Annotated in this window: 13 protein-coding genes; all 13 read right to left on the bottom strand. The window is 44.4% G+C overall.

Features of this window, described 5'->3' with window-relative positions; translation table 11 throughout:
* Positions 1 to 18: 18 nt before the first annotated feature.
* The 13 genes from CTT30_RS15670 to CTT30_RS15610 all read right to left on the bottom strand — a co-directional run bounded on the left by CTT30_RS15670 (position 19) and on the right by CTT30_RS15610 (position 14734).
* Positions 19 to 1188 (bottom strand): methyl-accepting chemotaxis protein, encoded by a 1170-nt coding sequence (locus CTT30_RS15670; protein ID WP_239869140.1) that lies wholly within the window; start codon positions 1186 to 1188, stop codon positions 19 to 21.
* Between the two features lie 25 nt (positions 1189 to 1213).
* Positions 1214 to 2260, bottom strand: a complete 1047-nt coding sequence (gene cheB / locus CTT30_RS15665; protein ID WP_252037058.1) for a protein-glutamate methylesterase/protein-glutamine glutaminase — start codon at positions 2258 to 2260, stop codon at positions 1214 to 1216.
* Complete coding sequence (locus CTT30_RS15660; protein ID WP_252037057.1) at positions 2257 to 2904, bottom strand: chemotaxis protein CheD; 648 nt, start codon at positions 2902 to 2904, stop codon at positions 2257 to 2259. Before CTT30_RS15660 ends, cheB begins: the two co-directional genes overlap by 4 nt.
* An 8-nt stretch (positions 2905 to 2912) precedes the next feature.
* A complete protein-coding gene (locus CTT30_RS15655; RefSeq protein ID WP_252037056.1) occupies positions 2913 to 3767 on the bottom strand; it encodes a CheR family methyltransferase in 855 nt (284 codons plus the stop codon).
* Positions 3752 to 6154 (bottom strand): aerotaxis transducer Aer2, encoded by a 2403-nt coding sequence (gene aer2 / locus CTT30_RS15650; protein ID WP_239875058.1) that lies wholly within the window; start codon positions 6152 to 6154, stop codon positions 3752 to 3754. Before aer2 ends, CTT30_RS15655 begins: the two co-directional genes overlap by 16 nt.
* Positions 6155 to 6188: 34 nt before the next feature.
* Positions 6189 to 6659: a chemotaxis protein CheW gene (locus tag CTT30_RS15645; RefSeq protein ID WP_239835719.1), complete on the bottom strand. Its 471-nt coding sequence runs from the start codon at positions 6657 to 6659 to the stop codon at positions 6189 to 6191.
* Positions 6656 to 7207 carry a chemotaxis protein CheW gene (locus CTT30_RS15640; protein WP_239835718.1) on the bottom strand — a complete coding sequence of 184 codons (552 nt, stop codon included), beginning with the start codon at positions 7205 to 7207 and terminating at the stop codon, positions 6656 to 6658. The genes CTT30_RS15645 and CTT30_RS15640 overlap by 4 nt, the downstream gene beginning before the upstream one ends.
* Positions 7208 to 7216: 9 nt before the next feature.
* A complete protein-coding gene (locus tag CTT30_RS15635; RefSeq protein WP_252037055.1) occupies positions 7217 to 9289 on the bottom strand; it encodes a chemotaxis protein CheA in 2073 nt (690 codons plus the stop codon).
* Positions 9290 to 9344: 55 nt separating this feature from the next.
* Positions 9345 to 9704, bottom strand: coding sequence for a response regulator (locus CTT30_RS15630; protein ID WP_239869118.1), 360 nt, complete (start codon positions 9702 to 9704; stop codon positions 9345 to 9347).
* A complete protein-coding gene (locus CTT30_RS15625; protein WP_239869116.1) occupies positions 9697 to 9990 on the bottom strand; it encodes an STAS domain-containing protein in 294 nt (97 codons plus the stop codon). Before CTT30_RS15625 ends, CTT30_RS15630 begins: the two co-directional genes overlap by 8 nt.
* Before the next feature lie 446 nt (positions 9991 to 10436).
* On the bottom strand, positions 10437 to 12431 hold the full coding sequence (locus tag CTT30_RS15620; RefSeq protein ID WP_252037054.1) for a tRNA(Met) cytidine acetyltransferase TmcA: 1995 nt from the start codon (positions 12429 to 12431) through the stop codon (positions 10437 to 10439).
* Between the two features lie 106 nt (positions 12432 to 12537).
* Positions 12538 to 13509, bottom strand: coding sequence for a ParB/RepB/Spo0J family partition protein (locus tag CTT30_RS15615; RefSeq protein WP_239875063.1), 972 nt, complete (start codon positions 13507 to 13509; stop codon positions 12538 to 12540).
* Between the two features lie 7 nt (positions 13510 to 13516).
* Positions 13517 to 14734 carry a ParA family protein gene (locus tag CTT30_RS15610; RefSeq protein ID WP_252037053.1) on the bottom strand — a complete coding sequence of 406 codons (1218 nt, stop codon included), beginning with the start codon at positions 14732 to 14734 and terminating at the stop codon, positions 13517 to 13519.
* Between the last annotated feature and the right edge of the window lie 183 nt (positions 14735 to 14917).

Raw genomic sequence — 14917 nt, 5'->3', positions numbered from 1 at the left:
ACACTCAAACTCACTTGCTTAAAAAAGTTCAACTTCACCTTCTTCAATACTTTCTTGGGAAGCGGCTGGCGCACCTCTATTCTCAAGGCTGTTCTTTAGCTCATAAACCGCAAGGTTAAATTCTTCACCGCTAATTTTTCCATTGGCGTATTCCACAAAGAGATGGGCCATTTGCTCAAGGAACCCGACACTCATCTTGGCATAATCGCCTTGCTGAACAATAATATCGGTAAACTGAAGAGCTCGGACACCATCTCCAACACGGCGGTGAAGGGTGACACCAATGGATTTAATTTTTTGCACTTCTTGCTCAACAGACTCATTAGCTCTTTGCACTCCCTTCAACATATCATCGACCTTATCTTTAGATTCGATGGCCTCTGTCATGTCGATGGATGCCATTTCACCAACCGTCTTATTCGCTTCCTCGACCGTGTTCTGAGCAATGTTAATCTCTTTCTCAATCTGGCTATTAAGCTCTTCGGCTTTAACAGACAGATTTCTCACTTCTTGAGCGACGACAGCAAACCCTCTCCCAGCTTCCCCCGCCCTTGCCGCTTCTATGGCTGCGTTCAGTGCAAGTAAGTTGGTTTGTTCTGATAACCCTCTAACTTGCGCTAATAATTTGAAAACCGAGTCCAACTTTTCGGACATATCATGGATACTGTGCACCGCAGAGATGCTCTTTTCTGACACATTGATTAGCGTATCGACAAATTGGCGAATAATGCCTTCAGTTTTAGGTAGGACTTGCGCAATGTCGTAATCCCCTTGCTTATTCCCAACCATGTTGCTGACGAGCGCCTCTGCTATCTCATTCTGTCCTTCAGCAAGCTTTTGCACCTCAAAGAAGCTTTCATTCAACGTTTCAACGGACTCATCCACAACGCTATGCTGGTGATCAAGTGGTTCATTAAGCTGCAAGGAGATTTTGCCGAGAAGTTCACTAATATCCTTAGCGGCTGTTTTGGTATTTTGGACCGGTTTAGTCTGTTGAATAGACGGCTTATCTTCATTGTGCTGCGCTTCTCGGCGAGGAATCACAAACCATGGAACCGCAGCAGCCAGTACCATGACAGCGACATGTGCGATCGAGGAAGAAAGGGTCATTCCAATGGACAGCAATATGACCTGCGTGCTAATCGCAATACCATATCGATATTTTGGTGCCCTTATTATTTTGCTCATAGTTCTTTCCTGACGTTGTTTCTCATCACTCAATCGCTTGCTTTAAACAGTCACAAATCTGTTGAGGTATTTTTTTCAGGCCTAATACTTTTTGCGCAGCATTAAGCTCAACAGCGACTCTGGGCATTCCCCAAACAACAGAAGAGGCTTGATCCTGAGCAATGGTCACTGCTCCTGCTTGCCTCATTCTCAGCAAACCTTTTGCTCCATCCTGCCCCATCCCTGTCAAAATGATACCAATCGCATTACTCCCCACCGTCTCTGCCACGGCATCAAACATGACATCAACTGAAGGCTTGTGCCTGTTAACCGTGGGTCTATCATCAAGCTGGCAATACAGGTGCACACCTTGCTTGACCACCACTAAGTGCTTATTTCCAGGCGCCACATACGCACAACCATTAACAAGTGGTGCTTTACTCACAGCCAGCTCCTTGACTTGAATATTGCTGTTGTCATTTAGCCGTTGTGCAAAAGACGCGCTAAACATAGCGCTAATATGCTGCGTGATCACAATTGGTGGTAATCCTGCGGGTAAGGCTGACAAAACCAACCTGATAGCTTCAGTTCCTCCCGTTGACGCGCCAATGGCGACTAACTCAAACTTGGTTTTTCCACTATGGGCATTCGCAAGCTTCGAAGGCATAAGCCTCGCTTTGTCTTGGAGCACATTCGCCCCTGCCGCCATTTTTATTTTGTCATTAACCAAATCTTTATAGGTGACCATCTCACCCGTGTTATCAACCGAAGGTTTAGGAAAGTAATCAACAGCCCCGAGCTCTAGAGCCGTCAATGTTGGTTCCGCACCATGTTGCGTCAAGGTTGATATCATCACCACTGGCATAGGGCGTAAGCGCATCAAATTCTTGAGAAACTGTACGCCATTCATTTTGGGCATTTCTATATCTAAGGTTAGTACATCTGGGTTATGAACCTTGATTAAATCACGTGCTTGATAAGGGTCTCCGGCCATCGCAACTACTTCAAGTTCAGGATCCGAGTTAATGATCTGTTCAAGCAATGCTCTAAACACTGGGGAATCATCGACGATCAACACCTTAATTTTTTTCATGAAAACAACTCCACATCGTCGTCATGAGGGCGATGGCTTTCTTTATCCAATTGACTGGCATACTTGTCTTCTTCTTGCTGAAGATGATGAACCTCGGTATAAGGGATTCGCTTGAGCCAAGCCTGACCTGTTAAGGGGTTAAAAATAATCTTTCGGGGCTCTAGCCCACCGAGATCTTGAGCAATGACATCTAGGTTCTCTTGCTTTACGTAATTTAAAATGAATGCGATGTTCTTCTCTCCAATCATAGAATGATGTCCCAGCATCTGAGCCCCACCAAACAGCTTAACTTTGAGAGATGAGCGCGTTGCCCCATAGGCAATCAATGCGTTAATTAACATTTCCATCGCATGGCTGCCATATCGAGAAGCGGTAGACACAACTTCATCAGGGCTCCACGAGTTGATTTCTGAGTGATTGTGAAATGGCAGCAGAAAGTGATTCATCCCTCCTACAGCAGCAGAGTCATCCCAAATACAAGCCGCGATGCATGAGCCTAACCCCGTTGCAATCAATTCATCTTCTTGTGTCCAATAGACCCCTCCAGGAAATACCTTAATCATATGCCTCTCTTTTTGAGGGTGATAAAAGCGATTGAAATGGCTATTTTCATATTTTGGTTTCAAATCTTTTAGCCCAATCATAATTCCCCCTACTGTTTCACATAGATGGTTTTGCCTAAGTGACGGAAGATATTGCTACACGAGCCGACACTTTCCGAATGACCAAGAAATAAAATACCATTAGGTTTAAGTTGTTGGTGAAAGCGTCGAATCAATTTCTCTTGGGTAGGTTTATCAAAATAAATCATGACATTACGACAAGAAATCAAATCAAAAGGCCGTTGCCACCCCCATCCATCTAACAGGTTTAACTGCTCAAATTGAACGTACCTCTGCAGGCCATTGGCAATTTTGATTTTTCCTTCCTGAGCCCCCCTTCCTTTAAAAAAACAGCGCTGTAGATACTTAGCCGGAATGGTAGAGATCGCCTCTTCGCTATAAATGCCCTGCTTCGCATGAGACAAGACTTTGGTATCGAGATCTGTCGCAGAAATTTCAACTTGCTGAAAACGGCTGAATGCGTTTGCACAATACAAAGAAGACACAAAACTGTAGGGCTCCTCTCCAGTTGAACACCCTGCCGACCAGATGTTCACTCTATCGATGCCTTGCTGCTGCCACTCTTCTAACAAAATTTTTTCGAGAAACTCGAAGTGATGATATTCGCGGAAAAACTGCGTCTTATTAGTGGTGAGACTGTTGATAAACCTAACGCGCTCTTTATTGTCTTGCTCTATCAGCAGCTTATATTCAGAGAATCGCGTCAGGCCAAGCCGCCTAAGCTGGCGGCTTATGCGGCCGTACACCATAGTTCGTTTTCGATCAGAAAAGTAGATACCGGCGTGTTTATGCATGAACCACTGGATAAACTTGAAATCTCTATCCGTCAGTTCAAATTCTTCACTCGGTAGCGCCCCCTCGTCTCGGCTTAGAACTCTTCCCATTCGTCCCCTTCCTCACTGGCCTTAAATCCTGAGTTTGCTACACGCGGTGTTCTTATCTCCCTAACATTACTACTCTGCCCAGAGTCTGCCGTCCTTCTGGAGTCAAATGTCGCGACGTTATCATCTGTCGCGAAAAAGTTCATTAGATGAAGCAGCTGTTTGCCTTCATCTTTCAAGGACTGACTTGCTGCCGAAGTTTCTTCAACTAAGGAAGCGTTCTGCTGTGTCATTTCATCCATCGTCGTGATGGCGCGATTTATCTCATCAATCCCCGTCGACTGCTCTAAGCTAGACGAAGCAATCTGAGCAATCAGCTCTGTGACTTTCTCGACGGCATCAACAATTTCATTCAAAGTTTCGCCGGACTCATCAACAAGTCGTGAACCCTCATCGACTTTTTCTACGCTGTCTTTAATCAGCCCTTTAATTTCTTTGGCAGCTGCGGCACTTCGTTGAGCCAAGTTACGAACTTCGCCTGCTACAACCGCAAAGCCGCGCCCTTGCTCACCCGCTCTTGCTGCTTCTACCGCTGCATTCAGAGCTAATAGGTTAGTCTGGAAGGCAATTTCATCAATTACACCAATAATATCGGCAATTTTCTTACTCGCGGTATTAATTTCGGACATAGCCGACACTGCCTGACCAACCACTTCCCCACCTTTGCTGGCTTTCTTGGTTGCATCCTCCGCTAGTGTATTGGCTCCTTTAGCGTTGTCAGCATTCTGGCGTACAGTTGCCGTCATCTGTTCCATGCTTGCCGCGGTCTCTTCTAGGTTTGAGGCTTGAGCTTCGACGCGCTGACTCAAGTCATTGTTCCCCTCTGCGATCTCAGTAGAAGCAGTGGCCACCCGAGCCGAAGAATGGGTGATTTTTTCAACCATATTACGAAGGTTAATGATCGAAGTGTTTACCGCATCAGAAAGCCTGCCGAACTCCCCTTTGTTATCGGACATGTTGGTATTGAGATCGCCGTCTGCGACGCGACTCATAACATCAATACACTGACCAATAGGTTCTACCATGGTATCCAGCAAATTATTGATACCATCACCTAGCTCTTTCATAAACCCACTGTAGACTGATGTATCAATGCGTTCATTAAGCTCACCAGAGATGGCACGTTGGATCAAAGCCTCAACCTGACGCTGGCCATCTTGTTGCTCGGTAATGTCCTCCCATTGCAGAGCTGGTCCAATATAATTGCCCTTAGTATCATGCATCGCAATGCAAGTAAGATTAAACTCAAGCCCACCGACAGCGATATTAGAACTAAAAGGAAGACGTTCAGGATTGTTGATGATATTGCGCTGATGGCTTGGGTTCTTATGGAAGACGTCGATGTTTTTCCCTACAAGGTGACTCGCATCAAAGCCTGGCAAGGCTTTTTGTAAGTCACTTTCTCGCGATTTCAATAAACTGGATAAGGCAGGATTAATATATTGGATAATGCCTTCTTTATCCGCCATCATCAGGTTGGTCGTCATACCTTTGACCGCTGATGCTAAACGCCCTACTTCCTGCTCTTTCGCTCTCTCTTCAGTGACATCACGCCATTCCAACGTGTTACCTATATAGTTACCTTTTGCATCGGTGATCGCGGCAACGTTGAGCTCAATCTTTATATCGGCAATGTCAATATCCGTTTTGTAAGGTAAGTTATTCGGCGTCGATAATAGCTGTCTCTGATGAGCAGGATTTTTGTGGAACTCATCTATACACCTACCCATTAGCCACTCTTCTGAAGCTGTAAATCCTGACCAAACCGTACGTAAGGTCGCTTCATGCTTACTAAATAATTGGACTGTCTCTTGGTTGACATATGTGATTTGAAAGTCACGATCAATCATCACCATCGCTGTTTGAGCTTGATCAACCGCCGCCTGCAACCTTGCGATATCATTTTGTTGAGCGAGTTCAGCTGTCACATCAGACCATTCCAATGTATTGCCGACATATTGCCCTTTTCCATCAATGATGGCTCCCACGTTAAGCTCAATTTTGACGTCTTTTACTGTAATCGTTGTGGTATATGGCAGATTGGAGGGGTTGGAAAGCATATGGCGTTGATGCGCCGGGTTGGCATGAAAACCGTCGATGCAAAACCCCATTAGAAACTCTTCATCAGCTCGAAAGTTGGGCCAGAGCGATTGAAACAGAGCTTCATGTTTTTTCAAAAGTTCGAGAGACTTTTGGTTGATGTAAGTAATATTGAAGTCTCGGTCAATCATCATCAAGGCTGTTTGCGCTGCATTCAATGCAGAAAAGAGCTGATCCTTCGATAACCCTTGCTCACTTGTAGGCTCATATTCTTCCATTAGGCTATCCTGAGCAGAGGCGGAAAATTGTTCCGCTGCATCAGGCTGTGGTTTCCGATTCCAAAATGCCATGAGTCACCTCTCACTGGTTGCTTTGTCTGATTTGCTAGGCCCAACTCTCTTCAGCTCGGTCAGGTACTGCTAACTCTGCCACGTCGAACAGAGCTTCAAGTTTTATTAAAATCAGATGGCCATTTTCTACAGAAGCAATACCTCTGATATAGCTATGGTCAACTGAATGCGATACGTGTGGCGCCGGCTTTATTTGTTCATCCAGCAATGAATAGACTTCTGAAACGCCATCAACGATGATGCCTAATGGATGCATCTCAGCATCATTGAGCACAATAACAACCGTGGTAGTACTTATTTCAGCAGGCGGTAATCCAAAACGCGCGCGTAAATCAACAATAGGCACGTACTCCCCACGAATTTCCAGCACCCCGAGCATATACTCTGGAGAGTTCGGAATTTCCCGAATAGAGCTCCAGCCACGAACTTCTCGGACATCAAGAATAGGCACACCGTATTCGTCATCGCCGAGAACAAAACTCAAAAACTCTTGTGGCATGATCATGTCTCTCTCCTCAAAATTCGGTCGATATTGAGAAGCTCTTCCGTGTTCAGCAAAGACATAACCTGATCACCCACATTCATCAAACCTTGTAGGTAAGGGGTAACTAGAGACTCCCCAACGCTTGGGTAGAGCTCATTTTGTCCCTGACTGACTACATCGCTGACAGCATCAACGACAAGCCCCATCAGTCGCTCACTTTCTTCGGCCCGTAGACGAAGCACAATCACAACGGTCGTAGGTAAATATTCACATGTACCAATCTCAAATCGGCAGCGTAAGTCAATCACAGGTACTATCATGCCCCTTAGATTAATCACCCCTTTCACATATTGAGGCGCACGTGGTATTGGCGTCGGTCGCTCCCAGACACGAATTTCTTCTACATCCTTTATTTCAACGCCATATAACTCATTTTCGAGTTTAAAACTTAAAAAATCGGCACTTTGCGACACACCTTCTTCACTCACTTGTTCAAGAATAGCCTGAGTTTGCGCTTCAATAACCTGTCGCGAGTCGGTGGTACTTCCTGTCACTAGAGCTGTTTCCATCCATCCTCCCTACGCTGCTAAGCCGCTATGGGCTGAATCCGAGGTACGTTTGAGAAAGTTCGTAATCAGCCCCTGAATATCGAGAATCAATGACACAGAGCCATCACCTAGAATGGTCGCACCGGATATCCCAGAAACTTTACTGTAGTTGGACTCAAGGCTTTTAATCACCACTTGCTGTTGATCAAGCAACTCATCCAGCAAAAGCCCAACTCGATTGCCAGCAGCTTCAACAAAGCACAGAATTCGTTCATCTAAAGCACCGCTTTGCCCCATTTCTAGCTCTTCTTGTAAGCGTAATATAGGAATGTTTTCCTCTCGCAGTCGATACAACTCAATGCCTCCAGAAGCTAACTTGATACAACTTGTATCGATCTGGATGGACTCCACTATGGTTAATAACGGGATCACATACACTTCCCCACCAACTTTGACCAATTGGCCATCCAGTATTGCCAGAGTTAAAGGGAGGTTGATCGTAAAGCAGCTACCAACGCCCAGTTCAGATTCAACTTCAATGTGCCCACCCAGTTCTTCAATGTTTCGCCTGACCACGTCCATACCCACACCACGTCCAGAAATATCTGACACTTCCTCTGCTGTAGAAAAACCGGGAGCAAAGATCAGATTCATGATCTGTTTGTCGCTGATGTCTTCTCGGCGAGCATCTGGCGCTAATACGCCTTTCTCTGTCGCTTTGTTCCACAACTTGTTACAATCAAGTCCAGCACCATCATCCTTAATTTCTATCACTATGGCGCCACCTTGATGGTAAGCATTGAGTTTAATGACACCTTGTTCAGGTTTACCGCGTTCTAAGCGAGTTTGAGGTTGTTCGATACCATGGTCGATACCATTTCGGACTAAGTGCACGAGAGGATCCACAATGCGTTCCAATACGGTTTTATCCAATTCGGTCTGTTCGCCCTGAATTTGTAAATCGACCTGTTTTTCAAGACGGTTAGATAAGTCGCGAACAAGTCGTGGAAAACGACTAAACGCAAAGCTCATAGGTAACATTCGGATATTAAGAACATTCTCCTGCAGATCTTTACTATTTTGCAGTAACTGCGCTAAGCCGACTTTGAGTTTTTCTAGCTTATCAATCGTAAAGTCGTTGCCAATTTCGGTAAGCATAGATTGAGTAATAACAAGCTCTCCCACTAAGTTGATCAGGCCATCGACCTTATCGATATCCACTCGAATAGAACTCACGCTGGTTTCGGATTTGGCGACTTTGGGTGACTTTGGCTCTGCTGTCGCCAGTGATGGCGGTGCTGCTTGTTGAGCCATAATTTCTTCTTCTGGTGAGCTTTCAACAGAATCTGGAGATTGCGAGACAAGTTCAATCCCTAGTTCACACTCGTCTTCAACCCATTCAAATATTTCTCGGATATTCTCCTCTTCAACCGCTGCATCAAGGCTCGCTTGCCATCGCAGGTAACACAATTCGGCTTCTATCGCCTCGATCTCAGGTAAGAAATCAGTATTTACGGTAATAACGCACGAAGGGTGAAGATCTTTGAGTTCACGTAAGATTCTGAGGGGATCGTTGCCACTGAAGAACATTTCTGGGTGAGGTTCGAAAGTCACAAGCCAGTCACCTGCATTTCCAGAAACATCAGATAAATCTTCGTCATTATTCTCCAACGAAGGCATTAATCTGCCAGATTCGGGCTCTGAATTGATCGCCTCTGCACCCAATAATCTTTGGAGTTGCGCGCTGACTTCTTTTTGCAGCTCAGTATCTACGGCCCTACCAAGCTCGTGTCCTTCCAGCATGCTTTGAATGCAATCGCCACTTTTGAGGAGTAAATCCACGGTTTCTGCGGTGAGTTCTCGTTCATTATTCCGAACCAAATCGAGATAAGCTTCTACAGAATGGGTAAATTCACTGATATCGAACAAGTTGAACGTAGCCGCACCACCTTTAATGGAGTGAGCGGCACGAAATATAGTATTAATCGACTCCTGCTCGAGAGACGTAACATCCAGGTTGAGCAGTACATTTTCCAACACTTCAAGATTTTCACGACATTCTTCGTAAAACATCTTGCGCAATTGTTCCATATCTAAAGCCATAAGCTTTTCCTGCCAGACGACGTTGTAAGTGAATTATTATTGTTTTATTTGTGTCTTAAATAACGCGTTTTAGCGTTTTAAGTAATGTTTCAGGATTAAACGGCTTGACCAACCAACCCGTTGCACCGACTAATTTTCCTTGCTGTTTTTTCTCAGTGCTGGTTTCTGTCGTAAGCATTAAAATGGGAGTAAATTTGTACTGTGGTTTATCTCTTAATGCTTTGACCAGCTCAAAGCCCCCCATAATGGGCATATTGACATCCGAAATCACCACATCAAACTTATTACTGGCAACCTTGTTTAGTGCTTCTCGTCCATCATTCGCGGTTTCCACATCGTAGCCAGCATCACGTAATGTGTGACTCACCATCTGACGAATGGAGACCGAATCATCTACTGCAAGAATCTTAGTCATTTGGATTACTCTCCGACTTTAGGTTTAACTCAAACACCTCTTGCAACCCTAGCGTCTCAATTCCCTCGAGAAGGACATCGCTCGGTTTTAGCAATTGGATCGTTCGTTGATTCTTCTTTGCGGAAATAAAAAGAGAAGAGAGGAGCTGTATGCCAGCGGCATCCACTCTGGCAACGTTATCTGCGCCGAGATGGATAGCCTCATGAGTGGCAAGCCATTCTTGATATTGAGTCGTAGCATCTAGTACCGTCGAAATGTCTAGAGACTCAGGAAGTAAACATTCCATGTTTCAACCTACACTTTTCTTATAGTTTCCTAGCCGTTATGGAAGCTTTTCGCTTAATTTTGAGTGTAGGAAGGAATAGGTATTTAGCAAACAAACCCTGACATTTTATGAATCCAAAATCATATCTTCATCATTTAATAAAATTTCAATACTTTGTTTTTTAAACACTTAAAGCTGAAATACTCCCCCAAAAAAATTTCCATACTTTTTGCAGGCCAATAGCATTTTTTATGCAAATCAAAAGCATTATTTAAGTTTGTCATCATTAACTGAACTCAAGTATCGAATGTTTACACTGTAAATAGCACATTCATAGCGAAGAGTTTTCAGCTTTATGAACACAAAAACCTCAGAAAGGAGTAATAAGAGGATGAATGAATAAGATGATTAATCACGGCAAGCAGGAAGGTGACATCAATTATTTTTACAGTGTAAATTATCGCACACTACACTAAGGTTGAATCAAGCAACGATTGAATATCGGCTCTTAACTGGAGTTCCGTTTGCTTTCTACCACTCAATTCAAACTCTTCACAGCACATTTGCCAACTACGTTGCTGTATCAATTTACGAATCATCAAATCTGAACTATTTTGTAGCGCAGCTGGTGAAGATAATAGCCATGAGGCGATAAAAGAGGCAACGCTCTCGTACCCAACTCCACCTTCACAGTAACGACGAATTAGCGTAAAAAACTCACAAATCTCAACGGAAGCATCTTCTTTACGCAATAGATTACGTACAATGTCAGTTTCAATGTCATTGAACACATTGCCTAGTAGGTAAGGCATCGAAAGCTCAAAATGACGCTCTGCACTTTCCATCCAATCAGGGCTGCCCTTTATCATAAGCACAGAATGGCATCCACTCGCTTGATCACGCTGAACACCAAGCCTGACTGGAGAGAAGCCATTCTTGCGCCAAAAATGAAGTAATTCTTTAGTCGCACCAAAGCTGGTGGAGATAAATGCCTTATCACAGTGCAGAGACAACTGCTCCAACATAGCGGAACCAATCCCTTGGCTCTGGTAATTTGGGTGAGTCGCTATACGCATAATACGTAAACTCATCTGCCGAGCAGCATCACTCAAGCCAAGTTGTGCGGCCAACATAACAGGCACGAGATGCCCTTTAGGTCGACGAACGCCTTGTTGAATGGAGTCAATCAATGATTGCTCTAATCCCCCTTCAGTAATGGTGAGTATGCAGCCAAGGCAATCCTGATGACTAAACGCAGCAAAAAGTGCAATGGAATCATCTTCCAATAACAGCATTAAATCATTAGGCGATGTTTGATAGTGCGCGTTAACTAACAAGGCAAAACAAGTACGCAACAAATCAGAGTTATTTAGGAGTTGCTTTTTATCGAGCTTTCGAAGCGTTATGCGCGCTGTCGAGGCAACATTAGCTGGCGCGATTTCCGTATTGAGGAGAAAAGTGTCAAATAGCCAACTTTCCAAAGGGTCATTCGCATTCCAACGAATAGGCTGTTCTAGATGGTAAAACACTGAACCAGCTCTTTTCTGCTTTAGCCAATGCTGAAACTTGAGCGTGAAACCTCGACCACAGCCCTCATAACCATGGACTGTCGTCGAAAATACGCAGCGATGATGGCGCTCAACCATCTTCTGCAACATAGGAATTGGAATTGCCGATGCTTCATCGACTAAGAGGAAATCACACTCTGTCCCCTGTCTGAGTAACTCATCAGGAGCGATGAATTCGAGTGAAGCGGCATTAAAGCGAACCAGGCCTTTTTTGTGCAACGCATCAGGTAACAAACGCCGAGCATGTTCAAATACAGGCGCGACAGTAGCCAAGCTTGGTGCCGTGACCAAGATACGAATATCACGGGATTGCATCAGTTCAGCAGCTGCAATCCCCAACGCACTACTCTTCCCTCTTCCTCGGTCAGCAGTCATGACCAAAGGTCGTTTACGATGGCCTTCTACCACTTTACGAATCTTCTCCACAGCAAGTTTTTGCTGAGAAAAAGGCTCTGCGTCAAAACTATCAACTAAAGGAAGTGGAGGTAATGGCCGAGTTTGATCGATATTAATTAAACGCCTCAATGCGGCACTTAACCATTGCATGGATAGCGATAAAGGGTTGGAGGTCGAAGGTAGAATCACAACTATACCTCCACCTTTGACGCAGCCTAGTGCTGCACTAAAAGAATTAGCATCAAAGCCAGAAGAGAAATCGCAAATCAACAACGAACATTCTTGACCAAGTAAACGCTGACCATGCTTGTAAGGAACACTATAGATATTGTCATCACAACTTTCTCCGCCAAGCTGAAAAATACTCGAGTTAGCGTACAAGTCTTTAATGATGGACAAGGCATTGTCTTGCCATGACAAGTCACCATTAAGTACGACGCCAAACCTATGATTTGCCTGACTAGCAGAGTGAACCAACTGAGAGAAATAATTGTGCATGACCGGTGTCAGATTTCGGGAGATAAGCGAATTATAACAATTCAGAGCGATAAATGAGAGATAGAAAAAAAAGCCGCTCATCGCGGCTTTCATCTACTGATTCTGATTACTTCAACTTAGACGAAACAAAGTCGAGAATTTCCTGCATAGTGGCGTCGTCCACTTTCTTTAGATTGAGCGCTAAATCAGCCCCTTTACGACTATAACTGACTCTTCCCTTGATCAACTCAACCTTACGGGTTGTCGAACGTTTACTTGGAGAAAACTCTTCAATCCATTGTTCGATCGTTTCAGACACATCTTTGGTGATGCGTGCCACGCCTTGAGCTTGGCTGCGTTGCCAAACAAAACCGTCAGTTGACTGGCATTTATCCAAAAGCTTAGCTCGATTTTCATCACTCAGCGCGTTAAATTGTTTATGTAACTTCACGATGGTAGGACGACCTAAGTCTGCGACATTGGGGTAGGCCTGAAGCAGAGTTAAAGGCAAATCCGCCGCTTTCAATGCTCCGCTGACCAAAGCTTCGCTGCATTGGAACATCTTCGCCAAAGCTTTCTGATCTTCAGCTTCACCACTTTCCAGTTTCGCTTTCATCTCTTTACCTTTTTCGTACAGAGATAGAGGCTTATGCGCGTTTGCAACATCTGACAGGAACTTGGCATGACCGCTATTGATGTTTTCGGCAACGTAAATCAGGAAGTCTTTTTCAGCTAGAATACAAGACATGCGACGACGACTACCATCGAGCACTTCGATCTTGCCATCTTCACGTTTGCGACCCACTGCTGGATACTGCTGCCCACGCTCTTTTAGCGTTGCAAGAACATCCGATAGAGCATGTTCATTCAAGAACGACTGTTCGCGTGCGTTTTCAGCAAATACTACGGTTTCATCAGCAACTTGGCTAGCGGGAATACGCAATAGCTCAAAGGTCACCATCTCTTCGCCCGCAACGGACAATTCAATCACCTGAGCCTGCTCTTTCGCTGCTTTCTGTGCTTCCTGCGGGGTCGCCACATGGCGCTTGTTCGTTTTACCAAACAGTCTTGCGTTTAAATCTGAAGTCTTAATTGCCATAGTCTAATTACCCCTGATTGAGTGATGACCAGTTGCTATGAAGGACACGCTCAAGCTCTAAAGCACTCTTTTGTACCGCATCTTGCGCTGTGGCTAATGTCTTTTTACCACCTTCAAAATCACCTGTCGTCAAATCAAAAACAGTACTGTAGGTATCAGCACAGGTTTCAAATGCACGGCTACGCGGAATCGTGGCCATTGTCACCTGATCACCCAACAAATAGTTCATTTCCGTCAATACAGCGACCTGCTTCTTGTTGTCATCTTCAAACATAGTAGGCATCAAGCGAACAAACTCAAGCCCCTGCCAATCGTCTGGGAACATCTCATACACTGTCGGCAAATGCTGGAAGAAGTTAACCGTTGATGCCCAGTCTAAGCGTTTCGCCGCACATGGGATCAGCAGCGCATTCGAAGCATACATCGCATTCCACACCAATGGATCAACGTGTGGACCAGTATCAATCATGATGATATCGAAATCATCAGCAATTTGATCGATGAGCTTCTCTTTTAGTAGCTTTACGATATCAAGCGATTGATTTTGCGATAAGTTTTGCCACGCCTCAGCATTAAACATTGCATCTTCAGGGAATGCCGATACTGTTTTCAGGTTTGGGTATTGAGTTGGTAACAAGACATTTTTATGTAGAAATTCTTTGTCGACTTTCACACCTTCAGGCACGTTGTCGAGCATAACATCTACAGCTGAGTAAATGTTATCGTGGTCAGTCAGACTGATTTGTGGATTAAGGAATAAACGCAGAGAGCCTTGAGGATCCAAGTCAATCAAACAGATACGGTAACGTTTATCAAGATTTAATGCTAAACAAGCGGCTAAATGTACCGCCGTCATGGATTTTCCTGTTCCCCCTTTTTGGTTTTGAACATTGATAATCCATGGTTTGTTGTCATTATTCTTCTTACGCTCATGGAACTTTGCAACTCCAGCAGCATCCATTAACATATGAGCTTCTTGCAGTGAGATCGAATAGTGGTTTGCATTATTCTTAGTAAACTGGTGACCCCTTTCTTCAAGTTTACTAATCGCATCATCCAGCTTACGACGAGTCAGACCAGAACGAGTCTCCATCAAAGCTTTCGACATTGGCGGGAAATGCTCATCGCTGCGCTCTTCTAAAACAATCTCAATTCGATCGGCCTGAACCTGAGCAGTTTGCTCAGCCAGTTGAATGAGACTTTCAATTGTCTGTTCTCTTTTCATTGCCAAGTTCCATTATTAGTGACTGAAACAATTGTACAGCATAACAAACCAAAAACAACAAAAAGGTGAACATACATTCACAGACAACAATCACATTAATAAGAGAATTTTTTATCAATTAAATGAATTTGCAATTAATTCATCATTATTCGTCTTGCTAATTTTGCGCATGTCACCCTCTAA

It is taken from the genome of Vibrio coralliilyticus (assembly GCF_024449095.1).
Lineage (GTDB): Bacteria > Pseudomonadota > Gammaproteobacteria > Enterobacterales > Vibrionaceae > Vibrio > Vibrio coralliilyticus_A.
This window is presented reverse-complemented; position numbering and strand designations above follow the sequence as displayed.

What these genes read in the sequence shown, in the direction of transcription:
- CTT30_RS15670 (WP_239869140.1), bottom strand. Translation starts at nt 1,188, where the DNA reads ATGAGCAAAATAATAAGGGCACCAAAATATCGATATGGTATTGCGATT.
- cheB (WP_252037058.1), bottom strand. Translation starts at nt 2,260, where the DNA reads ATGAAAAAAATTAAGGTGTTGATCGTCGATGATTCCCCAGTGTTTAGA.
- CTT30_RS15660 (WP_252037057.1), bottom strand. Translation starts at nt 2,904, where the DNA reads ATGATTGGGCTAAAAGATTTGAAACCAAAATATGAAAATAGCCATTTC.
- CTT30_RS15655 (WP_252037056.1), bottom strand. Translation starts at nt 3,767, where the DNA reads ATGGGAAGAGTTCTAAGCCGAGACGAGGGGGCGCTACCGAGTGAAGAA.
- aer2 (WP_239875058.1), bottom strand. Translation starts at nt 6,154, where the DNA reads ATGGCATTTTGGAATCGGAAACCACAGCCTGATGCAGCGGAACAATTT.
- CTT30_RS15645 (WP_239835719.1), bottom strand. Translation starts at nt 6,659, where the DNA reads ATGATCATGCCACAAGAGTTTTTGAGTTTTGTTCTCGGCGATGACGAA.
- CTT30_RS15640 (WP_239835718.1), bottom strand. Translation starts at nt 7,207, where the DNA reads ATGGAAACAGCTCTAGTGACAGGAAGTACCACCGACTCGCGACAGGTT.
- CTT30_RS15635 (WP_252037055.1), bottom strand. Translation starts at nt 9,289, where the DNA reads ATGGCTTTAGATATGGAACAATTGCGCAAGATGTTTTACGAAGAATGT.
- CTT30_RS15630 (WP_239869118.1), bottom strand. Translation starts at nt 9,704, where the DNA reads ATGACTAAGATTCTTGCAGTAGATGATTCGGTCTCCATTCGTCAGATG.
- CTT30_RS15625 (WP_239869116.1), bottom strand. Translation starts at nt 9,990, where the DNA reads ATGGAATGTTTACTTCCTGAGTCTCTAGACATTTCGACGGTACTAGAT.
- CTT30_RS15620 (WP_252037054.1), bottom strand. Translation starts at nt 12,431, where the DNA reads ATGCACAATTATTTCTCTCAGTTGGTTCACTCTGCTAGTCAGGCAAAT.
- CTT30_RS15615 (WP_239875063.1), bottom strand. Translation starts at nt 13,509, where the DNA reads ATGGCAATTAAGACTTCAGATTTAAACGCAAGACTGTTTGGTAAAACG.
- CTT30_RS15610 (WP_252037053.1), bottom strand. Translation starts at nt 14,734, where the DNA reads ATGAAAAGAGAACAGACAATTGAAAGTCTCATTCAACTGGCTGAGCAA.